This window comes from Bradyrhizobium erythrophlei (genome assembly GCF_900129425.1).
In the GTDB taxonomy this organism is placed as follows: domain Bacteria; phylum Pseudomonadota; class Alphaproteobacteria; order Rhizobiales; family Xanthobacteraceae; genus Bradyrhizobium; species Bradyrhizobium erythrophlei_C.
Genome location: NZ_LT670817.1, coordinates 5457460 through 5478783 on the forward strand (window position 1 = coordinate 5457460; position 21324 = coordinate 5478783).

25 protein-coding genes and 1 pseudogene are annotated in these 21324 nt (G+C 63.3%); 9 read left to right on the forward strand and 17 right to left on the reverse strand.

Features of this window, described 5'->3' with window-relative positions; genetic code table 11:
• Positions 1 to 18: 18 nt before the first annotated feature.
• From B5527_RS44505 to B5527_RS26270, 14 genes and pseudogenes are all read right to left on the reverse strand, one after another.
• Positions 19 to 150 (reverse strand): annotated as a pseudogene (locus tag B5527_RS44505) (ABC transporter permease); the annotation flags it as partial.
• A gap of 90 nt (positions 151 to 240) precedes the next feature.
• Complete coding sequence (locus B5527_RS44510; protein ID WP_154072533.1) at positions 241 to 384, reverse strand: hypothetical protein; 144 nt, start codon at positions 382 to 384, stop codon at positions 241 to 243.
• Between the two features lie 167 nt (positions 385 to 551).
• Complete coding sequence (locus tag B5527_RS26215; RefSeq protein WP_245332255.1) at positions 552 to 1064, reverse strand: hypothetical protein; 513 nt, start codon at positions 1062 to 1064, stop codon at positions 552 to 554.
• 53 nt (positions 1065 to 1117) lie between these two features.
• Positions 1118 to 2044: an MlaA family lipoprotein gene (locus B5527_RS26220; protein WP_079604122.1), complete on the reverse strand. Its 927-nt coding sequence runs from the start codon at positions 2042 to 2044 to the stop codon at positions 1118 to 1120.
• A gap of 332 nt (positions 2045 to 2376) precedes the next feature.
• A complete protein-coding gene (locus tag B5527_RS26225; RefSeq protein ID WP_079604123.1) occupies positions 2377 to 2787 on the reverse strand; it encodes a DUF2000 family protein in 411 nt (136 codons plus the stop codon).
• A gap of 126 nt (positions 2788 to 2913) precedes the next feature.
• A complete protein-coding gene (locus B5527_RS26230; protein ID WP_079607506.1) occupies positions 2914 to 3306 on the reverse strand; it encodes a DUF4189 domain-containing protein in 393 nt (130 codons plus the stop codon).
• Between the two features lie 102 nt (positions 3307 to 3408).
• Complete coding sequence (locus B5527_RS26235; protein ID WP_079604124.1) at positions 3409 to 5013, reverse strand: NTP transferase domain-containing protein; 1605 nt, start codon at positions 5011 to 5013, stop codon at positions 3409 to 3411.
• Positions 5010 to 5708: an XdhC family protein gene (locus B5527_RS26240; protein ID WP_079604125.1), complete on the reverse strand. Its 699-nt coding sequence runs from the start codon at positions 5706 to 5708 to the stop codon at positions 5010 to 5012. The genes B5527_RS26235 and B5527_RS26240 overlap by 4 nt, the downstream gene beginning before the upstream one ends.
• Positions 5705 to 6034, reverse strand: coding sequence for an XdhC family protein (locus tag B5527_RS26245; RefSeq protein ID WP_079543614.1), 330 nt, complete (start codon positions 6032 to 6034; stop codon positions 5705 to 5707). Before B5527_RS26245 ends, B5527_RS26240 begins: the two co-directional genes overlap by 4 nt.
• Positions 6035 to 6045: 11 nt before the next feature.
• Positions 6046 to 7245, reverse strand: a complete 1200-nt coding sequence (locus tag B5527_RS26250; protein WP_079604126.1) for a vWA domain-containing protein — start codon at positions 7243 to 7245, stop codon at positions 6046 to 6048.
• Positions 7246 to 7358: 113 nt separating this feature from the next.
• Positions 7359 to 8264, reverse strand: a complete 906-nt coding sequence (locus B5527_RS26255; RefSeq protein ID WP_079604127.1) for an AAA family ATPase — start codon at positions 8262 to 8264, stop codon at positions 7359 to 7361.
• 37 nt (positions 8265 to 8301) lie between these two features.
• The gene (locus B5527_RS26260; RefSeq protein WP_079604128.1) at positions 8302 to 9108 is read right to left on the reverse strand and encodes an FAD binding domain-containing protein; all 807 of its coding nucleotides are present in this window, start codon (positions 9106 to 9108) and stop codon (positions 8302 to 8304) included.
• Between the two features lie 33 nt (positions 9109 to 9141).
• A complete protein-coding gene (locus B5527_RS26265; RefSeq protein WP_079604129.1) occupies positions 9142 to 9627 on the reverse strand; it encodes a (2Fe-2S)-binding protein in 486 nt (161 codons plus the stop codon).
• A 140-nt stretch (positions 9628 to 9767) separates the two neighbouring features.
• The gene (locus B5527_RS26270) at positions 9768 to 10214 is read right to left on the reverse strand and encodes an SRPBCC family protein (protein WP_079604130.1); all 447 of its coding nucleotides are present in this window, start codon (positions 10212 to 10214) and stop codon (positions 9768 to 9770) included.
• Between the two features lie 164 nt (positions 10215 to 10378).
• Between B5527_RS26270 and B5527_RS26275 the strand changes: the two genes are divergently transcribed.
• The 3 genes from B5527_RS26275 (at position 10379) to B5527_RS26285 (ending at position 13136) form a co-directional block, all read left to right on the forward strand.
• Entirely contained in the window at positions 10379 to 11734 is a 1356-nt protein-coding gene (locus tag B5527_RS26275; RefSeq protein WP_079604131.1) for a 3-carboxy-cis,cis-muconate cycloisomerase, read from the forward strand.
• 122 nt (positions 11735 to 11856) lie between these two features.
• On the forward strand, positions 11857 to 12639 hold the full coding sequence (gene pcaD / locus B5527_RS26280) for a 3-oxoadipate enol-lactonase (RefSeq protein ID WP_079607507.1): 783 nt from the start codon (positions 11857 to 11859) through the stop codon (positions 12637 to 12639).
• Positions 12640 to 12743: 104 nt separating this feature from the next.
• The gene (locus tag B5527_RS26285; protein ID WP_079604132.1) at positions 12744 to 13136 is read left to right on the forward strand and encodes a carboxymuconolactone decarboxylase family protein; all 393 of its coding nucleotides are present in this window, start codon (positions 12744 to 12746) and stop codon (positions 13134 to 13136) included.
• Here the strand turns inward: B5527_RS26285 and B5527_RS26290 are convergent.
• Together B5527_RS26290 and B5527_RS45485 are read right to left on the reverse strand one after the other, a co-directional pair.
• Entirely contained in the window at positions 13098 to 13625 is a 528-nt protein-coding gene (locus B5527_RS26290; RefSeq protein WP_079604133.1) for a hypothetical protein, read from the reverse strand. The two genes, B5527_RS26285 and B5527_RS26290, sit on opposite strands and share 39 nt — an antisense overlap.
• Before the next feature lie 200 nt (positions 13626 to 13825).
• A complete protein-coding gene (locus tag B5527_RS45485; protein ID WP_172842669.1) occupies positions 13826 to 13999 on the reverse strand; it encodes a hypothetical protein in 174 nt (57 codons plus the stop codon).
• A 343-nt stretch (positions 14000 to 14342) separates the two neighbouring features.
• On the opposite strand from B5527_RS45485, the gene B5527_RS26295 reads away from it, so the two are divergent.
• The 6 genes from B5527_RS26295 (at position 14343) to B5527_RS26320 (ending at position 20580) form a co-directional block, all read left to right on the forward strand.
• On the forward strand, positions 14343 to 15257 hold the full coding sequence (locus B5527_RS26295; RefSeq protein WP_079604134.1) for an ABC transporter permease subunit: 915 nt from the start codon (positions 14343 to 14345) through the stop codon (positions 15255 to 15257).
• 10 nt (positions 15258 to 15267) lie between these two features.
• Positions 15268 to 16593 (forward strand): high-affinity branched-chain amino acid ABC transporter permease LivM, encoded by a 1326-nt coding sequence (gene livM, locus B5527_RS26300; RefSeq protein WP_079604135.1) that lies wholly within the window; start codon positions 15268 to 15270, stop codon positions 16591 to 16593.
• A complete protein-coding gene (locus tag B5527_RS26305) occupies positions 16590 to 17423 on the forward strand; it encodes an ABC transporter ATP-binding protein (protein WP_079604136.1) in 834 nt (277 codons plus the stop codon). Before livM ends, B5527_RS26305 begins: the two co-directional genes overlap by 4 nt.
• Positions 17420 to 18166 carry an ABC transporter ATP-binding protein gene (locus tag B5527_RS26310; RefSeq protein WP_079604137.1) on the forward strand — a complete coding sequence of 249 codons (747 nt, stop codon included), beginning with the start codon at positions 17420 to 17422 and terminating at the stop codon, positions 18164 to 18166. Before B5527_RS26305 ends, B5527_RS26310 begins: the two co-directional genes overlap by 4 nt.
• Positions 18167 to 18314: 148 nt before the next feature.
• Positions 18315 to 19433 (forward strand): branched-chain amino acid ABC transporter substrate-binding protein, encoded by a 1119-nt coding sequence (locus B5527_RS26315; RefSeq protein ID WP_079604138.1) that lies wholly within the window; start codon positions 18315 to 18317, stop codon positions 19431 to 19433.
• Positions 19434 to 19584: 151 nt separating this feature from the next.
• Positions 19585 to 20580: a P1 family peptidase gene (locus B5527_RS26320; RefSeq protein WP_079604139.1), complete on the forward strand. Its 996-nt coding sequence runs from the start codon at positions 19585 to 19587 to the stop codon at positions 20578 to 20580.
• A gap of 108 nt (positions 20581 to 20688) precedes the next feature.
• Here B5527_RS26320 and B5527_RS26325 read toward each other — a convergent pair whose 3' ends face one another.
• Positions 20689 to 21318, reverse strand: coding sequence for an EF-hand domain-containing protein (locus B5527_RS26325; RefSeq protein ID WP_154072535.1), 630 nt, complete (start codon positions 21316 to 21318; stop codon positions 20689 to 20691).
• Between the last annotated feature and the right edge of the window lie 6 nt (positions 21319 to 21324).

The following is a 21324-nucleotide window of genomic DNA, read 5'->3' on the forward strand; positions in this document are numbered from 1 at the left end:
CCCGATGCCCATTCTGCCTCAATCCAGCGTGCGGCGGAAGCGTGTCACTGCGATCGTCATAGCCAGCAACATCAAGCCGAGCAGCGCAATTGCCTCGTATTGCAGATTTTGCAGCGTCGCGCCCTTCACCATGATGGCGCGGACGATGCGAGAAGCATCTTCTGAAACCTGGCGTCCTGTAAGCGATAGACTAAACGACTTGATCTCGTCGACGGTTCTCCAGACTTCTGCGCGGCAGCATCACCGCACGCGATTGCGGCTGCTGAATTCATCGATCGTGTGCGTCGGCGCCGAGAAGGGCCCCAACACTGCGTAGACAATCTCGCCACAGGCGAGCGCCAAAATCAGCAAAGTCAGCAACAGATAAAATCGCTGATCTGTCATTCGATACCTCAATCGGGCTCTACGTCGAAGCCGGCATCACGGTCTATCTGCCGAGGCCGATGACCTCGGGCATCAATGCCAAAGGGCGCTTCGGCCAGCAGACATTGCATCGCACGCTTCATGCGGCTGGTCCGAATCGCTCGCCGAATCGGAAGTTAAGGCACTGGCTAGATTCGCGTCAACGTGATCGCGACCTGCGAAATGTCGGTGGCTCCGGTGGGCTCGATCGTGACCGATTGGCGGTTAGCCTGGGTCGATATCGCCAGATCCGCTGTGAACCCGATGCCGTCAATCTTGCCGCGAATTCCCGCGCCGGTGATCGTCCCGGAGATATTGCCGATCGCATCGCGCGTGACCTCATTCCATTTGCCGGCGAACCGGGTTCCCGTCGCGGCGACCTTGCTTCTGACTTCGAGCTTGTAGCTGTCGCTCGCACAAAGCAGGCTCTGCTCGAGCGACGCGCCGTCCGATGTCACGTCGTAATGCGCCTTGCAGCGGATCCGCTCATTCCCTGCCGACGTCTTGACGGTGCCTTCGCCGGACCAATTGCCGGCAAATCGGGAAAAAGCGCCGCCTTCGCGTTGTTGTGCGGACGTAGCGACCGGCAAGAGAAACAGGCCGATCGCCAGCGCAATTCGCTGCACCCGGAAGATGCTCCATTGCGGAAATAACCGTGACATCCCTTTTTCCCTATCTCGCGTCGCAATCCCGGAAGAGGCTTGCGCAGTCTCTTTCAATGGCGCGCAGCTTCGTCACTGCCGCCCTCGTCGCCTGATACACGCCCGGCCTTGGCTTCCTCGACGAACTTCGCGCGCAACTGCGCCTTGACGAGACGGATCGACGCATAAAGGTCTTTCGAAGTCTTTTCCAGCGCGTCCGTGTTCGGCAGCAATTTCGAACGGTAGTCGATGTCATCCACGCCGGTCGCGCCGAGCTCAGTGTAGGAGACAACGTTCCCGATCGTGCCCTGAAGAGCGAAGGTACCGGCGAGGCTCGTCGTCGCCAGCCCGAACGCATCGCGAAGGTTGGATGGACCGAGAACGGGAATTTGTACGGCCGGTCCAGGCGCGATTCCCCATACGCCCAAAGTCTGCCCGAGATCCGCGTAGTGATGCGGCCGGCCCCACGTGTCGGCGACATCGACGAAACCGACGATGCCGATCGTCGTGTTGACGGCGAAGCGCTGCGTCGTATTCCAGGCGCGTTTGACATTGCCCTGCAGGACATCGTTGGCGAAAACGACGGGCTCTCCGACATTGTTGGTAAAATTGTGAATGCCCTGACGCAGCTCCGGGGACACACCCTCGACATAAGCGCGCGCGACCGGCTTCAAGATGATGTCGTCCAAAAATTTGTTTGCTTTGAAGATCTCGCGGTTGATCGCTTCCCCCGGGTCGTTGGCGCTGTCGATCCTGCCTTGCTCGATCGGATCGCGGGGCGCTCGACTGAACGGGTTCCAGGCCTCTTGCGCGCAGGCGGGGCCGGCAAGGACTGAACCGAGTACACCAGCGCATATCCAATGGGCCGGCCGAAGAGGCGCATGTCGGCGCGGACGCTTCGATAGAAAGCCGACATCTTCAACGCAATGCACGTCATGCATGTTCGGAATTGACCTCCCGACGCATGACCTCAAGAGCGTCAACCGATTTTTCGAATCCATCGAATGCTCCGTCACAAGCTGCGCCCCGGACTCTATCTGCGGCGTGTTGAACCTACGATTTGGCTATTCAGAGCGACCAAATAGTGGCGCCAGCCATTTCCAATCATTTCTGATTATGGCGCAGCGTGTACCGCCTGATCTTTGGTCCAGGCGAAACCGACATTTGTCCCGGCTGTATTTTTCTTTGGGATGCGGCGTCTTGGCACATCATCGAAACAACCAACGGAACGGATCGCTGCCAATAATTCCGTGGCATAGGTGACAGGCCTCACGCGGGGCATGATTCAAACGCCCAAGCGGGCATCCAACCATGTCCCCCCGCTTTGCCGACGCTAGCTGTGAAACTTCAAGCCATCGACGATCTTGTCGATCACCTTGCGCTCGGCGCGCATGGCGAGACCGACCAGATTGAGATCGGCGCGGATCACGGCCCTCACCACTTCGCGGTTGGCGGCATCGTGCGTGGTCTTGAACATGTCCTCGGTATAAACCGCAGGCTTCACGTTGCGAGAAAGTGCGCGCTCCAGCGCCCGGGTCAGCGCCGGCCGGTCGGCGCCGTAGATCAGAATCGGCTGGCAAATCAGCGACAGATATCGGGTGCCGGAGCCGTCTTCGTAGGGTTCACCGATGCACTCCGGGAACGCAGCCGCAATACCGCCGGCCAGAAACGAAGCCACGTTCAGCTTCTGCCACGCTTCAAGGTCGGTCCGGATGATCACCGCGATCTTGGTATCGAACTGCATGCGATGTTTCCGTTGTCATTCCGGGGCGATGCAACGCATCGAACCCGGAATCTCGAGATTCCCCGATGTGCAATTGCACATCTGAGGTCTGGTCCTTCGGACCATCCCGGAACGACGGTGCTAATACTACCCCTTGGCGTCGCAGGCCCAGGCGCGGATCACGCATTCCCTGCCGCCGAATTCATAGCATTTGCGGGTTGCTTCGTTCAGCGTACTGGAAATGTGAGGTTTGACCGCGTAGCCGTGAGGCCCGCAGGGATTGGCCATGTCGATCGACAACGCCGCGCAGGCGCGCTTCATGGTCACCGTCGTGGTGCAGCCGCCCTTGCATTGCTTGGCGGCCGCGGCGCGCGCCGCGTTCTCGGCGGCATAATCGTAGGCCTGGCCGTAGGCGCCGCATTTGCCGATCGCGAACGCACCCGCCGCCCACGATTCCGTCGCGAATCGTAATCCGGCCAAGGCCAGTGTGAGCGCAAAAACAAACATCGCGCGGCGTTGCGCAACGGTGGTCGAAACGATCAAAATCCCCTCCCCCGAGGTCGTGCGGCGAGAATCTATCTCGGGGGACGTTTCAACTTGGTGAACGAGAGGTTGAAAGTGAAGCTTTACCAGTGAACGGAGTTATCCCCGCTGCGCGGCCTCGAGCGCCTGCGGCGTGTCGATATCCAAAAACGCGCCGTGGCCGTCGACCGGTACTTCCGCCACCGCCTCGGCATGCCTGGCGATCAAATGGCGGGCACCGATATCGCCGTCCAGCGTCATCAATTCGTTGAAGAACCGGCGCGACCACAGCACCGGATTGCCGCGCCTGTTATCGCTGACGGGCACCGCGATCAGATTGCCTCGATCCGGCGCGAACGCTTCGATCAGCCGGTCGATCAGGCGCGCGTCAATCAGCGGCATATCGCCAAGGCAGATCACCGCGCCGTCGGCATTTTCAGGCACCGCCGCGACGCCGGCCTTCACCGAACTCGCCAGCCCCTCGGCGAAATCCGGGTTGCGCACGAATTTCACCTTGAGACCTTTTAACGCTTTCTCGACCTGCTCGGCCTGATGGCCGGTGACGACGATCACGCCTTGTGCTTTCGAGGCCAGTGCCTGCTCGGCCACGATCCGGACCAGCGTCTTGCCACCCAGTTCGGCCAAAAGCTTGTTCGGGCCGCCCATCCGGGTGGAACGCCCGGCCGCCAGGATGATCGCGGCCACATTGCGGTTGCCGTCGGTGCCGGGTTTTTCGCGCGGCTGCGGCCGCGTCACGATTTCCATCAACAGCCCGCCGACTCCCATGCCGGTGAGTTCGGCGCGCGTGACCTTGAGGCCCGCGAGCAGGCGCATCAGCACCCAGTCAAAACCGTTCTCGACCGGGGAGCGCGCGCAGCCGGGCGCGCCCAGCACCGGCACGCCGCCGGCACTGCCGATCAGCAGCAGGTTTCCCGGATCGACCGGCATGCCGAAATGCTCGATGGCGCCGCCGATCTCCGTGATTGCCGCCGGAATCACGTCGCGCCGGTCAGCGATCGCGGAGGCACCGAATACGATCACCAGTTCCGCGTCGAGAGCGAGCAATTCCTTGATCGCTGCCGACAGCGCGGCTTCATCGTGCGGCACGCGGCGCTCGGCGATGATGGTGGCCCCGGCTGGCGCCAGCCGCTCCGCCGTCACCCGCAAGGTCTTCTCCACCACCTTTGGCGCCAGCCCCGGCAGCAAAGTCGAGACTACGCCGACGCGCGTGATGGTGTAGGGCGCGATCTGCAGCGCGCCGCCGCTCGCCGCCTTCACCGCGGCGTCGCGCAGCTTCGCCTCCACCCCAAAAGGGATGAGCTTGACGGTTGCGACCATCTCGCCTTCGACCACCGGCTTGTAGGCGGCCAGCGTCGCGAAGGTGATGGCCTCATCGACGCCGTTGATGCGGTCCACGGCAGCCCGGTCCACTACCAGCACGCCGGCCCTGTCCGCGAACAGGTTGGCGCGGCCGGTGAAGGCGCGTTCAACGTGAATACCTTGGCCGGCGACAGCCTGGGCGATGCCGGCCGCTGCGACGTCCTCGGAGACGTCACCGTCTTCGAGCCGTACCACGACGATTTCCTTGACGCCCGCGCGGTTGAGTGCGTCGACCTCGGCAGGGCCGATCGTGGTGCCTTTCTTGAGCACCAGCGACCCCTGGCGCAGGGTGTGGACGGTGACGCCGCCGACCGCGTCGGCCGGACTGGCAGGACCAAATTTCATGCCGCGGCTTCTTTTTCTTTCGGCAACCGCAGTTGCGCGGTGATCTCGGCCATGATCGCCACAGCGATCTCGGACGGCGAGACCGCGCCGATCGGCAGACCGATCGGTGCGTGGATGCGCGCAATATCGATATCCCGCGCACCTTGCGCCTTGAGGCGGTCGCCGCGCTTGGCGTGGGTCTTTCGCGAGCCCAGCGCGCCGATATAGAAGCAGTCGCGCTGGAACGCGTGCAGCAGCGCCGGATCGTCGATCTTGGGATCGTGGGTCAGCGCCACGAAGGCCGTATAGTGATCGACATTGAGCGGCGGCAGCGCTACGTCGGGCCATTCGGCGATCAGCGGGACATCCGGAAATCGCTCGGGACTGGCAAACGCGGTGCGCGGATCGACCACCGTCACATCATAGTCGAGCGAACGCGCCAGCGGCGCGAGCGCCTGGCTGATATGAACCGCCCCGACGATGACGAGCTTGGCCGTCGGTGCATAAACATTGAGAAACAGCTTCTTGCCGTCGGCCTCGATCATGCCGCTCTTGCCCATCCGCAACTGCTTGGCGAGATCGGCACGCAGCGGATCGGCGGCGAACTCGGCAGCCTTGACCAGCCGCTGCTCGCCATTGGCGGTATCGGTAACGATGATTACCGGCCGCCGCGCGGCGCGCTCGGCATTGAGCTGGTGAAGTGTTGCAAGTTTCACGATTGGCCGACTTTCTCGACGAACACCCGGATGGTGCCGCCACAGGACAGGCCGACATTCCACGCGGTCTCGTCGGCGACGCCGAATTCGAGCATTTTCGGCTGGCCGCTGGCGATCACGTCGAGCGCCTCGGTAACAACGGCGCCTTCGACACAGCCACCGGAGACCGAGCCCAGAAACGTGCCGTCGTCGTTGATCACGAGGCTCGATCCCGCCGGCCGCGGCGCCGAGCCCCAGGTCTCCACCACGGTGGCGAGGGCAACGCCATGGCCGGCCTTCTGCCAGTCCTCAGCCGCCTTGAGAATGTCTTCGTCGCGATTGAGCATGGGGGCCTCTTTCAAGCTGCGGACCGAATCAGGCTGCGGTGATGCGGCGGGGAAGCCGACGACAGGGCTGCGATCAGCCCCTCGATTGAACTCAAATTATGTACGGGGCGGAATTCGTCAACGTGCGGCAGCATCATTTTGATGCCCTGCGCCTTGGCCTCGAAGCCGCCATAGCGCAGCAGCGGATTGAGCCAGATCAGGCGGCGGCAGGATCGGTGCAGCCGGTCCATCTCGAACGCCAGCCTGGCGTCGGCCTCGCGCTCCAGCCCGTCGGAGATCAGAAGCACGATCGCGCCCTGCCCGAGCACGCGCCGGCCCCACAATTTGTTGAAGGTGTGCAGCGAGGTGCCGATGCGGGTACCGCCGGCCCAGTCCTCCACCGTCGATGAACAGCTTGCCAAGGCCTGGTCGGGATCCCGTGCCCGCAGCGCCCGGGTCACGTTGGTGAGCCTTGTGCCGAACAGAAACACCGAGACACGCTTGCGGGCGTCGGTGATGGCATGCAGGAAATGCAGAAACAACCGGGTGTATTCGCTCATCGAACCGGAGATATCGAGCAGCGCCACGATCGGCGCCGGCTTGTCGATCCGCCCCAGCCGATGGATATCGATGATATCGCCGCCGGTGCGCAGACTGCCGCGCAGGGTGCGGCGCATGTCGAGCCGCAGGCCCCGCGAATCCGGCTGATAGCGGCGGGTGCGCAATTCGGCCTGCGGCAGTTTCATCTGCGCAATCGCACGGGTGACCTGCGCGATTTCGGCAGCACTCATCTGCGCGAAATCCTTCTTTTGCAATATTTCCTTATCGGACACCGAGAGCCGCAGTTCCTGCTCCTGGGCCTGCGGGGTTTCGCTCATCGAAGGCTGGGCAAACGCCTCCTGGACACGGCGCGAGGCCGGGGGCGGCTTTTTTCTGGCATGATCCGGCAGCGGCACCGAATCCAGCATGTGCTTCCAGTCCTCGGCGGCGCGGAAAAACAGGTCGAACGCCTGCGTGAAGATCAGCGCATGCTCGTGACGTTTGACGAAGATCGCCTCGAGCGTGGTGAAGACGTCGGCGCGGTTGCCGATCTCGATCACCTGCAGCGCATTCAGCGCATCGATGACTGCGCCAGGCCCGACCGGAATCCCGGCGGCGCGCAGCGCGCGGGCAAAGCCGACGACGTTGTCGGCGATCAGGCCGGTGACTGGTGGGTTAGCCGGTGTGGTCATGTGCGTATCTCAAACCCCCGTCATTCCGGGACGCGCCCCTTCGCGCGGACCCGGAATCCCGAGATTGTAGCGTGAGATTCCGGGTTCACGCTTCGCGTGCCCCGGAATTACGGCTAGTCGCTCGTCGCCTCTTTCAAAACCTTCTGCAGCGTGTCGCCCTGCATCCGCGCGATGTCGTCCTGGTATTTCAACAGCGCGCCGAGCGTATCGCCCACCACCTGCGGGGTTAGCGAGCGGGCGTCGAGTTCGGTCAGCGCGGTGGCCCAGTCGATGGTCTCGGCAACGCCCGGCGATTTGTAGAAATCCTGCTCGCGCAACGCCTGCACGAAGGCGACGACCTGCTGCGACAGTTTGGCGGAAATGTTCGGCACGCGCGATTTGACGATCGCCAGTTCGCGCTCGGCACTGGGATAATCCACCCAGTGATAGAGACAGCGGCGTTTGAGGGCGTCGTGAATTTCCCGGGTGCGGTTCGAGGTGACGATGACGATCGGCGGATGCGGCGCCTTGACGGTGCCGAACTCAGGGATGGTCACCTGGAAGTCGCTGAGAATTTCCAGGAGGTAAGCCTCGAACGCCTCGTCGGCGCGGTCGAGTTCGTCGATCAAAAGCACCGGGGCGCCGGCCACGTCCGGCTCCAGCGCCTGCAGCAGCGGCCGTTTGATCAGATAACGTTCAGCAAAGATGTCTGACGACAACTGGTCGCGGTCGGTATCGCCGGCGGCTTCGGCTAGCCGGATCGCGATCATTTGCGCCGCGCTGTTCCACTCATAGACAGCGGAAGCGACGTCCAGCCCTTCATAGCACTGCAGCCGTATCAGCTTTCGCCCCAGCGCGGCCGAAAGCACCTTGGCGATTTCGGTCTTGCCGACGCCGGCCTCGCCTTCCAGAAAGAGCGGCCGGCCCATGCGCAGCGAAAGGTATGTCACCGTCGCCAGCGACCGCTCCGCCAGATAGCCGCGCGAGGTCAGGAGTCCGAGCATCGCATCGACGGAAGTGGGCAGCGCCGATGCAGTCATGGGAGAGCCAGTCTTGATGCGTCAGGAATTGGCAACGTCACGCTTTGCCGTTGGCGGCTTCGACCGCACGGCGCGCCAGCACTGCGATCAGATGCGCACGATATTCGGCGCTGCCGTGCAGGTCGCTGTTCAGCCCTTCCGCCGGAACCGTCAAGCCATCGAGCACCTTGTGGGAGAAGCGCTTCTTCAATGCCTCCTCGAACGCAGTGACACGGAACACGCCTTCGGAGCCGGCGCCGGTGACGGCGACCCGCACATCCGACGGACGCTTGGCGACGAACACCCCGACCAGCGCATAGCGCGAGGCCTGGTTGCGGAATTTGATGTAGGCGGCCTTTTTCGGCACCGGAAACATCACCTTGGTGATGATCTCGTCGCTCTCGAGCGTCGTCGTGAACAGCCCCTGGAAGAATTCTTCGGGCTTCAGCCGGCGCTTGTTGGTGACGATGGTGGCGCCGAGTGCAAGGCAGGCCGCGGGATAGTCGGCGGTGGGATCGTTATTGGCGAGCGAGCCGCCGATGGTGCCCTTGTGGCGCACCGCGGGATCGCCGATCAGCCCGGCCAGTTCGGCCAGCGCCGGGATCGCCTCGCCGACAACAGCCGAAGCCGCGACGTCGGCGTGTTTTGCGGTGGCGCCGATCACCAGCGAACGGCCCTTCATCTCGATGCCGTCGAGCCCCTCGATGTGGGAGAGGTCGACCAGATGCGGAGGGCTGGCGAGCCGCTGCTTCATGACCGGCAACAGGGTATGGCCGCCGGCGATCACCTTGGCGTCTTCGTTCTTGATCAGGAGATTGGCGGCCTGCCGCACGGTCGCCGGACGATGATATTTGAATTCGTACATGGGGGATTCCTAATCGCCGTGCGTTGACTTCAGTTACGCCAGATCGGAGTTCGCCATCGCCTTGGCGCCCGCCGCGATCGATTGAACGATGTTCTGATAGCCGGTGCAGCGGCAGAGATTGCCTTCGAGTTCTTCGCGGATGGTATGGTCGCTGAGATCGTGGCCCTTGCGGTGCACAAGGTCGACCGCGGTCATGATCATGCCGGGCGTGCAGAAACCGCATTGCAGGCCGTGATGCTCGCGGAACGCCTCCTGCATCGGATGCAGCGGCGCACCGTCGGCGGCGAGGCCCTCGATGGTCTTGACCTCGTGCCCGTCGGCCATGACCACGAGCGTGGTGCAGGATTTGACGGCCTTTCCGTCGAGATGCACGACGCAGGCGCCGCATTGCGAGGTGTCGCAGCCGACGTGGGTGCCGGTCAGCCGCAGATCCTCGCGCAGAAACTGCACCAGCAGGGTGCGGGGGTCGACATTGGCGTTGACGGGATTACCGTTCACGATCAAGGAAATCTTGGCCATTCAGCACTCTCTTCATCTGCACTGCCGCATTGCACGGCAGCACAGTCATTAAAACCATTGCAAAGCCATATTATGGGCCATCCCGGCAATGAGCAACCTCATGACTGATGTCCCGAATTCGAAGCTGACTTGGTCTTGACCTATCCCTGCACCGCCTTGGCGAAATTCGCGAAAAAGTCGTCGGCCAGTTTCTTGGCCGATCCGTTGATCAGCCGCTGACCGAGCTGGGCCAGCTTGCCGCCGATCTGCGCCTCGACGTCGTAAGTGAGCAACGTGCCGCCATCCTTTTCGGCCAGGGCCACCGTTGCGCCGCCCTTGGCGAACCCTGCGACTCCGCCCTCGCCTTCGCCCGAGATCTTGTAGCCGTTCGGCGGATCGAGATCGCTCAGCGTGACCCGGCCCTTGAAGCGAGCCGATACCGGTCCGACCTTCATCTTGGCGACCGCGCGGAAACCATTGTCCTCGGTTTTTTCCAGTTCCTCGCAGCCGGGGATGCAAGCCTTGAGTACGGCGGGATCGTTCAGTTTGGTCCACACAGCCTCGCGCGGCGCCGCAAGCTGGACTTCGCCGTTCATCGTCATGGCCATGGGCAGCCTCCCGGTTCGCTGGTCTTTCCCCCAAGTAAAGCACGGCCGCACCAAAAGGAAGGGGGCGGGAGGACGAAGAGCGATGCATATTCGCAACGCAACAACTTTGTGCGAAGGCTTGGGGATTGGCAGAGGCAGGCCGGGGTGGTTAGGTCGCCCACATCATGAGCACCTCCCTCTCCCCCCTGCTCGCCCCCATGCTGTCGAGCGCGGCGATGCGCGCCGTCTGCGACGATGTGGCATGCCTGCAGCACATGCTCGATTTCGAGGCCGCGCTGGCGCGCGCCGAGGCGGCGACCGGCGTCATCCCGGCGAGCGCGGCCGGCCCCATTGAACAAGCCTGCACGGCCGGTTCGTTCGATCTCGCCGCACTCGCCGAGGCCGCGACACGGTCCGGCAATCTCGCCATTCCCCTGGTCAAGGCGCTCACCGCCGGCGTCGCCAGGGCCGATGCCGACGCCGCACGCTATGTACACTGGGGCGCCACCAGCCAGGACGTGATCGATACCGCCATCATGCTGACCTTGCGCGCCGGCATCGAGGCGCTGCTGGGGGGTATCGACCGCGCCATTGCCGGCTTTGCCGGGCTGGCCAAACAACATCGCGACACCGCGGTGGTGGCGCGCACCTGGCTGCAGCATGCATTGCCGATGCCGTTCGGCCTGAAACTCGCCGAATATGCCGCGGCATTGCATCGCTCGCGCAGGCGGCTGCGGCGATTGCGCAGCGAGGGACTGGCGCTACAGTTCGGCGGCGCCGCAGGGACCCTGGCCGCGCTCGGCGACAGGGGAATGCTGGTTGCGGAGCGGCTGGCGCAGGAGCTCGAGCTGCCGCTGCCGGAGGCGCCGTGGCACACCCATCGCGACCGCATCGCGGAGGCGGCTTCCGCGTTTGCGATTGTTGCGGGCACCTGCGGCAAGATCGCCCGCGATGTCCAACTGATGATGCAGACCGATGTCGCCGAAGCGTTCGAGCCCTCAGGCGAAGGTCGCGGCGGTTCGTCGACCATGCCGCACAAACGCAATCCTGTTGCTGCCGCGAGCGCACTGGCCGCGGCCACCATGGCGCCGAACCTGGCGGCGACGATCTTCGCGGCGCAGGTGCAGGACCACGAGCGCAGCGCCGGGCCCTGGCATGCGGAATGGCCGACCTTGCCGATGCTGCTGCTGGTCACCTCGGGTGCGCTCGCGGCGACCGTCGATATCGCCGAAGGGCTGGAAGTCGATGCCGCGCGGATGCGCCTCAACCTCGACGCTACCCACGGGCTGATCATGGCGGAGGCGGTGACGTTCGCGCTGGCCGAAAAGATCGGCAAGAGCGAAGCCCATCATCTGGTCGAGGCCGCCAGCAAAAAGGCCGTCGCGGACAAAAAACACCTGCGCGACGTGCTGGCCGGAGATAGCAAGATCACCGCCCATCTCGGCGCAGACAAACTGACACAACTGTTCGAGCCGATGGCCTATCAGGGCGTCTCGCAAGCCCTGATCGAGCGCCTGCTCGCTTCGCTCGATGACAAATAAAATTGAAGGGTCTTCGCAGAATGTCGTTGCCGGGCTTGACCCGGCAATCCATCCTCTTCGATAGATTTTTCTCTTGTTAGATGGATGCGCGGATCAAGTCCGCGCGTGACGAGGAACATCCGATGCCGATGATCGATGCCGACGGTTGCCTGCTCAACGTTACAGTCGAAGGCCGCGACGGCGGGCCGACCCTGATGCTGTCGAATTCGCTCGGCTGCAGCTTGCAGATGTGGGAGCCGCAGATGAAGGCGCTGACGCAGCTTTTTCGCGTGATCCGCTATGACCGGCGCGGCCACGGCAAATCCGGCGTGCCGCCCGGCCCCTATTCCATGGAGCGCTTCGGCCGCGACGTGCTGGCGATCCTCGACGACCTCAACATCGAGAAGGTGCACTGGTGCGGGCTGTCGATGGGCGGCATGGTCGGACAGTGGCTGGGCGCCAACGCACCGGAGCGGCTCGGCAGGATCGTTCTGTCCAATACCAGTTGCTACTATCCCGATCCGACCAACTGGCTCAACCGCATCAAGGCGGTCAAGGAAGGCGGCATCGCGGCGGTCGCCGACGCCGTCATCGCCGGCTGGCTGACGGCGGACTTCCGTGACCGCGAACCGCAGATCACGGCGAACATGAAGGCCATGCTGGTCGCAACGCCGGTGCAGGGCTATCTCGCCTGCTGCGAAGCCCTGAGCACGCTTGATCAGCGCGATCTGCTGCCCAGGATCAAAAGTCCGACGCTGGTGATCGCCGGACGCCAGGACATGGCGACGCCGGTCGCGGCCGGCGAATACATCCGCAGCCAGATTCCCGGCGCGGCCTTAACGATTCTCGATGCCGCGCATATTTCCAATGTCGAGCAGCCGCACGCCTTCACCGACGCCGTGGTCGGTTTCCTGACGCAACGCTAACGCAACCGTCACTGCGAGCGGAGCGAGGCAATCCATTTTGATTGGAAACGAAAGCTGGATTGCTTCGTCGCTTCGCTCCTCGCAATGACAAGGGGAGAAATTCAATGGACGATCAGCAACGCCGCGACGACGGCATGGTCCAGCGCCGCAAGGTGCTCGGCGATGCCTGGGTCGATAAATCGATCGCGAACAAAAATTCCTTCAACGCCGACTTTATCGACCTGATCACGCGTCATGCGTGGGGCGAGATCTGGACCCGGCCGCATTTCGACCAGCGCACCCGGCGCGTACTGGTGATCGGCACCATGGTTGCGCTCGGCCAATGGGATGAATTCCGCCTGCACGTGCGCGCGGCGCTCACGGAGGGCGGCTTCACGGTCGACGATATCAGGGAAATCCTGCTGCAGCAGGCGATCTATTGCGGCGTGCCCGCGGCCAATCACGCCGTCAAGGAGGCGTCAGCGATTATAGGGGAGCTGGGACTGCTGAAGGGATAGATCATCCAATGTCACGCGGCGATCGATCTGCGGCTGAGCCGGACGTTCGACCAGCAGCACTACGGCGGTACCGAGCAGAAGCAATAATTCGGTCGCATGCAGCCTGAGCGCCTGGGTCTCGCCGACCTGCGATGCCATCACCATGCTGGCGAAACTGATCACGCTGCCGATCGCAAGGGCCATCGCCAGCGCTTCGTCGCAGCCGCCGGCCTTGCGGATCGAGGCGCGGGCAATGAAAACCAGGAAGATCGCGAAAAACGCGACGACGGTGAGCTTCCCCAGTGCCAATAGCCAGGCAAAACGGATCGTGGTCATCGCTGTCAGCTGCAGATGATCGCTGATGAACAGCGCGACCGATATATTCGGCCGCTCATAGAGGCCGTGGATCGGCGAAATGATGATCTTGAAAGCGACGATGGTCCAGGTCGGAATGAAATAGGCCGCCAGCAGCGCGCCGTTGAATGAACTGATCCGCCAGTTTGTGGACATGTCGCTTCCCGCTTGTCCGCAGGGCCCGAATGGGAGCGGCGGCTTTGCGGGCGAGGTAACGCGCTTAAACAGCGAGGGGCAATTTAAACCGTTTGTTTACCTTAATATCAGGGGACGGCCGAAAAGACGCCCCGATCTTCCAAAAGGAAAAGTCCCGCCTTTCCGCGGGACTTTCTGCTCTCGCTTCCTTCAATTCCGAGCTAGCGACCGCCCTTGCCCTGCTGATCGGGCTTCTGGCCCTGACGGTTCGGATCCTGCTGCTGTTGTCCGGGCTTCTGGCCGCCGCCCTGCTGGCCGGGTTTCTGACCCGGGTTTTGGTTCTGCTGACCCGGGTTCTGGTTTTGCTGGCCCGGATTCTGATTCTGGTTCGCCATCGGGATCTCCCTTGCTGAACGCTACGTCCGTCTTGAATGTAACGGGAGGTAACAACCCGAAAAACCGGAATTGGTTTCAGGGAATCCGGTTCCGCCGGGATTAATGCGAGGCGATAGTTTGCCGCCACTGTGGCAAAGGGAACCCGCCGCCTAAACTACCTCTGTACAAGCCCTTTGAGCGGCACCCCGCGCTGTTGCCGCCCCGGGTTCCCACTGTTAGAAAATGAAACGACGCGTCGTTCCGGCTGCCGGGAGCCATCGCCGCGGAATTTGTTGAAGTGAGCATTCCTCGACGGCAAACCGGGACCCCTTTGCCGGAAAATGCTCCAAACAACGGCAGCTCATGGATTATTTCGCCCAGCAACTCATCAACGGCATCGTACTCGGCTCGATCTATGGCCTGATCGCCATCGGTTACACCATGGTCTACGGCATCGTCGGCATGATCAATTTTGCTCATGGCGACATATTCATGATCGGCGGCTTTATCGCACTGATCTCTTTCCTGATCCTGGTCTCGATCGGCCTCACCGTGGTTCCCGTGATCCTGCTGATCGTGCTGCTGGTATCGATGGCGATTACCGCGCTCTATGGCTGGACCGTGGAGCGCATCGCCTACCGGCCGCTGCGGCACTCGTTCCGCCTCGCCCCGATGCTGTCGGCGATCGGCATGTCGTTCGTGTTGTCGAATTATTCGCAGGTGGCCCAGGGCGCGCGGGTCAAGCCGGTGCCGCCGATCATCACCGGCGGCTACACTCTGTTCGAGGGCGACGGTTTCGCGGTGCGGCTGTCCAATGTCCAGATAGTTGTCGTCGTCACCACGATCGTGCTGCTCGCGATCTTCACCTGGCTGGTATCGCGGACCCGACTCGGCCGCGACATGCGGGCCTGCGAGCAGGACCAGACCATGGCGGCGCTGCTCGGGGTCGACGTCGACCGCACCATCTCCATGACCTTCGTGATCGGGGCTGCGCTCGCCGCGGTCGCCGGCATGATGTACCTTTTGTATTACGGCCTGGTGGATTTCTTCATGGGCTTCGTCGCCGGCATCAAGGCGTTCACCGCGGCGGTGCTCGGCGGCATCGGTTCGCTGCCGGGCGCGATGCTGGGCGGGCTTGCGATCGGGCTGATCGAGACGATGTGGTCGGCGTATTTTTCGGTCGAATACAAGGACGTCGCCGCGTTCTCGATTCTGATCATCGTGCTGATTTTCCTTCCGACCGGCCTGCTGGGCCGGCCCGAAGTCGAAAAAGTTTGACAGGCGACGCGTGACAAAACCCGCGCCCGAGACAACGCTCGCTTCGCGCGCCCCCGGCGTCGCCTTCATCTTCAAGAAAGCCTTGATCAGCGCGCTTGTCGCGCTGGTACTGTTTTCGCTGATGATCGGGATCCGCACCGAAGCCGGACCCACCGGGCAGTTGATCTACTGGACACGATTCGGCGATCTTGCCGCCATGGTCGGTGTCGTGTTCGCCGGCAGCATCGCTGCGGAATTGCTGCGGCAGTGGTGGGGGCCGGTCGGCACCGTCATGGTCGTTCCGCCCTCCGTGCAAAGCGCGCTTGCGGTCGCGCGGCGCGCCATCGCACCGGTGCTGCTGGTCTTCACGTTTCTGGTGCCGGTGATTTTCTACGATCAGCGCTACATTCTCGATCTCGGCATCCTGGTGCTGACCTATGTGATGCTGGGATGGGGACTGAATGTCGTGGTTGGCCTCGCCGGACTGCTCGACCTCGGCTATGTCGCGTTTTACGCCGTCGGCGCCTACTCCTACGCGCTGCTGGCGACCAATTTCGGGCTGTCGTTCTGGATCTGCCTGCCGCTGGCCGGCATTCTCGCGGCGTTGTGGGGCGTGATGCTCGGCTTCCCGGTGCTGCGGCTGCGCGGCGACTATCTCGCCATCGTGACACTGGCGTTCGGCGAGATCATCCGTCTCGTCATTATCAACTGGCAAAGCCTGACCGGCGGTCCGAACGGCGTCAGCGGGATCCCTCGGCCGACCTTGTTCGGCATTCCGCTGACACCGGGCGATGACGGGCTTGCCGCCAGGCTCGGTATCGAGTTTTCGCCGACCCATCGCATCGTGTTTCTGTTCTATTTGATCCTGGCGCTCGCCCTGCTCACCAACTGGGTGACGATCCGGCTGCGACGTTTACCGATCGGCCGCGCCTGGGAAGCGCTGCGCGAGGACGAGGTTGCCTGCCGCGCCCTCGGCATCAACACCACCACGACCAAACTGACAGCATTCGCGACCGGCGCCATGTTCGGCGGTTTCGCCGGCGCGTTCTTCGCCACCCGGCAGGGCTTCATCAGCCCGGAATCCTTCACCTTCCAGGAATCCGCACTGGTGCTGGCGATCGTCGTGCTCGGCGGCATGGGTTCGCAACTCGGCGTCGCACTCGCGGCGCTTACCATGATCGGCGGCTTCGAGCTGTTTCGCGGCCTCGAGCAGTATCGCATGCTGGTATTCGGTGTCGCGATGGTGATGTTGATGATCTGGCGGCCGCGCGGACTGATCGGCCACCGCGCGCCCACCGTCTTCCTGCGGCACAGCCACGCCATCTCGTCCGACCTCGTCAAGGAGGGACACGGATGAGCGCCGATTGCATTCTCACCGTCGACCATCTGTCGATGCGCTTCGGCGGCATCGTCGCCGTCAACGATCTGTCATTTGGCGCCGAACGGCGCAGGATCACCGCGCTGATCGGGCCGAACGGCGCCGGCAAGACCACCGTATTCAACTGCATCACCGGCTTCTACAAGCCGACCGGCGGCGCCATGCGGTTGACGCATGATACCGGCAAGGAAATCCAGCTCGAGCGGCTGAACGATTTCCGCATTGCCAAGCAGGCCAGGGTCGCGCGCACCTTCCAGAATATCCGGCTGTTTCCCGGCATGACCGCGCTCGAAAACCTGATGGTCGCCCAGCATAACGCGCTGATGCTTGCCTCCGGCCTGACCTTTCTCGGGCTGATCGGCGCGCCGTCCTGGCGGTCAGCGGAAAGGCGCGCGATCGATCAGGCCACGCGCTGGCTCGACCGCATCGGGCTGCTCGACCGCGCCGACGATGCCGCCGGCAACCTGCCTTACGGCGATCAGCGCCGCCTCGAAATCGCGCGCGCGATGTGCACCGAGCCCGCCTTGCTGTGCCTCGACGAACCGGCCGCCGGACTGAACGCGCGTGAAAGCGCCGGCTTGAGCCAGTTATTGCTCTCGATCCGCGACGACCACGGCACCTCGATCCTGCTGATCGAGCATGACATGTCGGTGGTGATGGAAATTTCCGACCACGTCGTGGTGATGGACTATGGCTTGAAAATCGCCGAAGGCACCCCGCAGCAGGTCCGCGACGATCCCAAGGTGATCGCGGCCTATCTCGGCGCCGACGAAGAAGAAGCGATCGCGGTGATGGAGAGCGGAGCGTGACTGCACCATCTGCCCCGCCCCTGCTCGCGATCCGCGGCTTGCGCGCCGCCTACGGCAAGATCGAAGCGCTGAAAGGCGTCGATCTCGATATCAACCCAGGCGAGATCGTTGCCCTGATCGGCGCCAATGGCGCCGGCAAGTCGACGTTGATGATGACGATCTTCGGCAAGCCGCGCGCCCGCGCCGGCCAAATCCTGTTCGACGGCCGCGATATCACTGATGTGCCGACCCACGAGATCGCCAGGCTGCACATTGCGCAATCGCCGGAAGGCCGCCGGATTTTTCCGCGCATGAGCGTCGCCGAAAACCTGCAGATGGGCGCCGACGCCACCGAATGCGACGAGGCCGGCCGCACCGCCGGGCTGGAACGGGTGTTCACGCTGTTTCCGCGACTCAAGGAGCGCATGACCCAGCGCGGCGGCACCTTGTCCGGCGGCGAACAGCAGATGCTGGCGATCGGCCGCGCGTTGATGAGCCGCCCGCGCCTGTTGATGCTGGATGAGCCGTCGCTGGGCCTGGCCCCGTTGATCGCTCGCCAGATTTTCGACGCAATCCGGACTCTGAATCGGCAGGATGGCCTCGCGGTGCTGATCGTCGAGCAGAACGCCAATCATGCGCTGCGGCTCGCCCATCGCGGCTACGTCATGGTCAACGGCCTGATTACGCTCAGCGGAACCGGCAGCGAGCTGCTGCAGCGCCCCGAAATCCGCGCGGCCTATCTGGAGGGCGGCCGGCGGACTTGAGTTCGCGGTACCTCCGCGAGCGGTCCCGGCGAATGCCCGAAAATTGCCAATGACTTCACGACAAAATCAGCCGACAATAGCCGTGATTTTCGAGCCCCGGCGGCGTCGCCGGTACTTCCCGTAGCGACTTACCCCGCGAGGACTCCTCATGAAATCATTAAACCTGATCGGCCTGGCAGTGGGCGCGTCGTTGGCGCTGTCGACAACTGCGCTTGCGCAGGACATCACCGTAGCCGTGGCCGGCCCGATGACGGGCGGCGAATCCGCATTCGGCCGGCAGATGAAAAATGGCGCCGAACAGGCGGTCAAGGACCTCAACGCCGCCGGCGGCGTGCTCGGCAAGAAGCTGGCGCTGGACGTCGAGGACGATGCCTGCGATCCCAAGCAGGCGCGTTCGGTGGCGGAAAAAATCGCCAGTGCGAAAATCCCGTTCGTGGCGGGGCACTATTGTTCGTCGTCGTCGATCCCGGCATCGGAAGCCTATGCCGACGGCAACGTGCTGCAGATTACGCCGGCCTCGACCAATCCGCTGTACACCGAGCGCAAGCTCTGGAACGTGGCGCGGGTCTGCGGCCGCGACGATCAGCAGGGCCTGGTCGCCGCCGATTACATCGCCAAATTCTACAAGGGCAAGAACGTCGCCATCCTCAACGACAAGACCACCTACGGCAAAGGCCTCGCCGACGAAACCAAGAAGGCGCTGAACAAGGCCGGCTTCACCGAGAAGATGTTCGAGTCCTACAACAAGGGCGACAAGGACTTTAATGCCATCGTCTCGCGCCTGAAACGCGACAACATCGACCTCGTCTATGTCGGCGGCTATCATCAGGAAGCCGGCCTGATCCTGCGCCAGATGCGCGATCAGGGCCTGCAGACCGTGCTGATGGCCGGTGACGCATTGGCCGACAAGGAGTTCGCGTCGATCACCGGGCCCGCCGGCGAAGGCACGCTGTTCACGTTCGGTCCCGACCCCCGTAACAAGCCGACCGCCAAGGCCATCGTCGAGAAGTTCAAGGCCGGAAATATCGATCCGGAAGGCTACACGCTTTACACCTATGCCGCGATGCAGGTCTGGTCGCAGGCGGTGGCGAAGGCCGGCACAACCGATCCAAAGAAAGTCATGGATACGATCAAGGCCGGTGCGTGGGATACGGTGATCGGCAAGATGGAGTTCGATGCCAAGGGCGACATCAAGCAAATCGACTATGTCGTCTACAAGTGGGACGACAAGGGCAACTACACCGAGATCAATCCCAAGGGGTCATAAGCCCGTATAAATTCAATTGTGACGTTCAAACGCCCCGGTTCGCCGGGGCGTTTTTGCCTGTCGCATGCTGCTGGGAGCATCGCATCCGTCTCGACGAGGTTGACCAGAACTCGGCCGTGCGCTCATCTGCCGCCGCTCGGAGCATGCTGCAATGAAAAACCTCCTCACCGACATCGCCGGCGTTCGCGTCGGTCACGCCGATGATAAAGCGCTGGCGTCCGGTGTCACGGCGGTGATGTTCGATAGTCCCGTGGTGGCCGCAATCGACGTGCGCGGCGGCGGACCCGGCACCCGCGAGGGCGCATTGCTCGACGTCGCCAATACCGTCGAGCGGATCGATGCCATCGCGCTCGCAGGCGGCTCGGCGTTCGGGCTTGAGGCCGGCGGCGGGGTGCAGGCCTGGCTCGCCGGGCAAGGCCGCGGCTTTGCCGTGCGCGGCGCGGTGATTCCGATCGTGGCCGGCGCAATCATGTTCGATCTCTTGAACGGCGGCCACAAGGCCTGGGGCCGCTTCGCACCCTACCGCGAACTTGGTTACGCCGCAGCCGCGGCGGCCAGCGCAGATTTCATGCTCGGCAGCGTCGGCGCCGGTCTCGGCGCCACTACGGCCAATTTCAAGGGCGGCCTCGGCTCGGCCTCGGCCGCGACACAGAGCGGCGTCCGGGTCGCGGCACTCGCGGTGGTCAATGCCGTCGGCATCGTCACGGTCGGAGGTGGACCGTGGTTCTGGGCGGCGCCGTTTGAAATCGACGGTGAATATGGCGGACGCGGATTGCCACCGGCATTCACGCCGGACATGCTGGCGATGCGCATCAAGGGCGGCGCTGCCGCAACGGCCGTGGAGAACACGACACTCGCGGTGGTCGTGACCGATGCGATCCTGACGAAACCCCAGGCCAAGCGGCTCGCGATGATCGCGCAGACCGGATTTGCCCGCGCGATCTACCCGGTGCACGCGCCGCTCGACGGCGACGTGCTGTTCGCGGCCGCAACCGGCGAGAAGCCGGTCGATCCGTTGGCCGGCCTCACCGAACTCGGCATGGTCGCAGCCAATGTCGTGGCCCGCGCTATCGCGCGCGGTGTCTTCGCGGCGACCGCACTGCCCTTCCCGGGCGCGTTGCCGGCGTGGCAAGATCGGTTTGGCTAGGTCGCTACGGCCGGGCAGCCGCTGGACCTGTTTCAGGCGTTGAATGACAGCGATCTCGGCGAGGACGAAATCGCATTCGCCTCGCGCTGGGTCAGCTGCCGCATTAAATTATAGGAAGCCGTTACTCTTCATGAACGAAATGCCGGACGCGCCCTGCAAGCCCTGCAGCAGTGGATTGGAGCTTGCTCCGCTGGTACCACTGGAACCGCCCGTGCTGTCGCCGGAGCCGCCGGACCCGCCCACATGCGCGTGGTGATGACCACCCTTGCCGCCGGCGCCCTTCAGCGCCGACGACAATTCGCTCATGCTGACCGAGCCATCGCCGTTCGTGTCCAATTTGTTGAAAACGTCATCGGCCTGCGCGAGGTTGGTGCCGCCGGCGCCGAGGGCGTTTTCAAATTCGGATTTGGTGATCTCGCCGTTTCCGTTGGCATCGATCTGCGAGAACAGGTCCTGCAGCGCGGCGGACGGGCTGGTCGATGCCGATGTGGTTGTTGCCGCCGATGACTGGCCTTGCGCCGCCAGCAGCGCGCTCATGGTGGCCGGCGATATCTGCGAAAATCCGGTGGCTCCGGCCGCGGGGGTCGAACTTGTCGCAGTCGAAGCGCTGCTGGGGATTTTGAAAGGATCCGTCGAGGCCTCGCTGAAACCGGTCGCCTGCGGGGATGACGATATCGACGAGGTCAGCGACTGGATGGCATTCAGTGCAGACGACGCGGCGCCAAGGGCAAACAGCATGGCAAA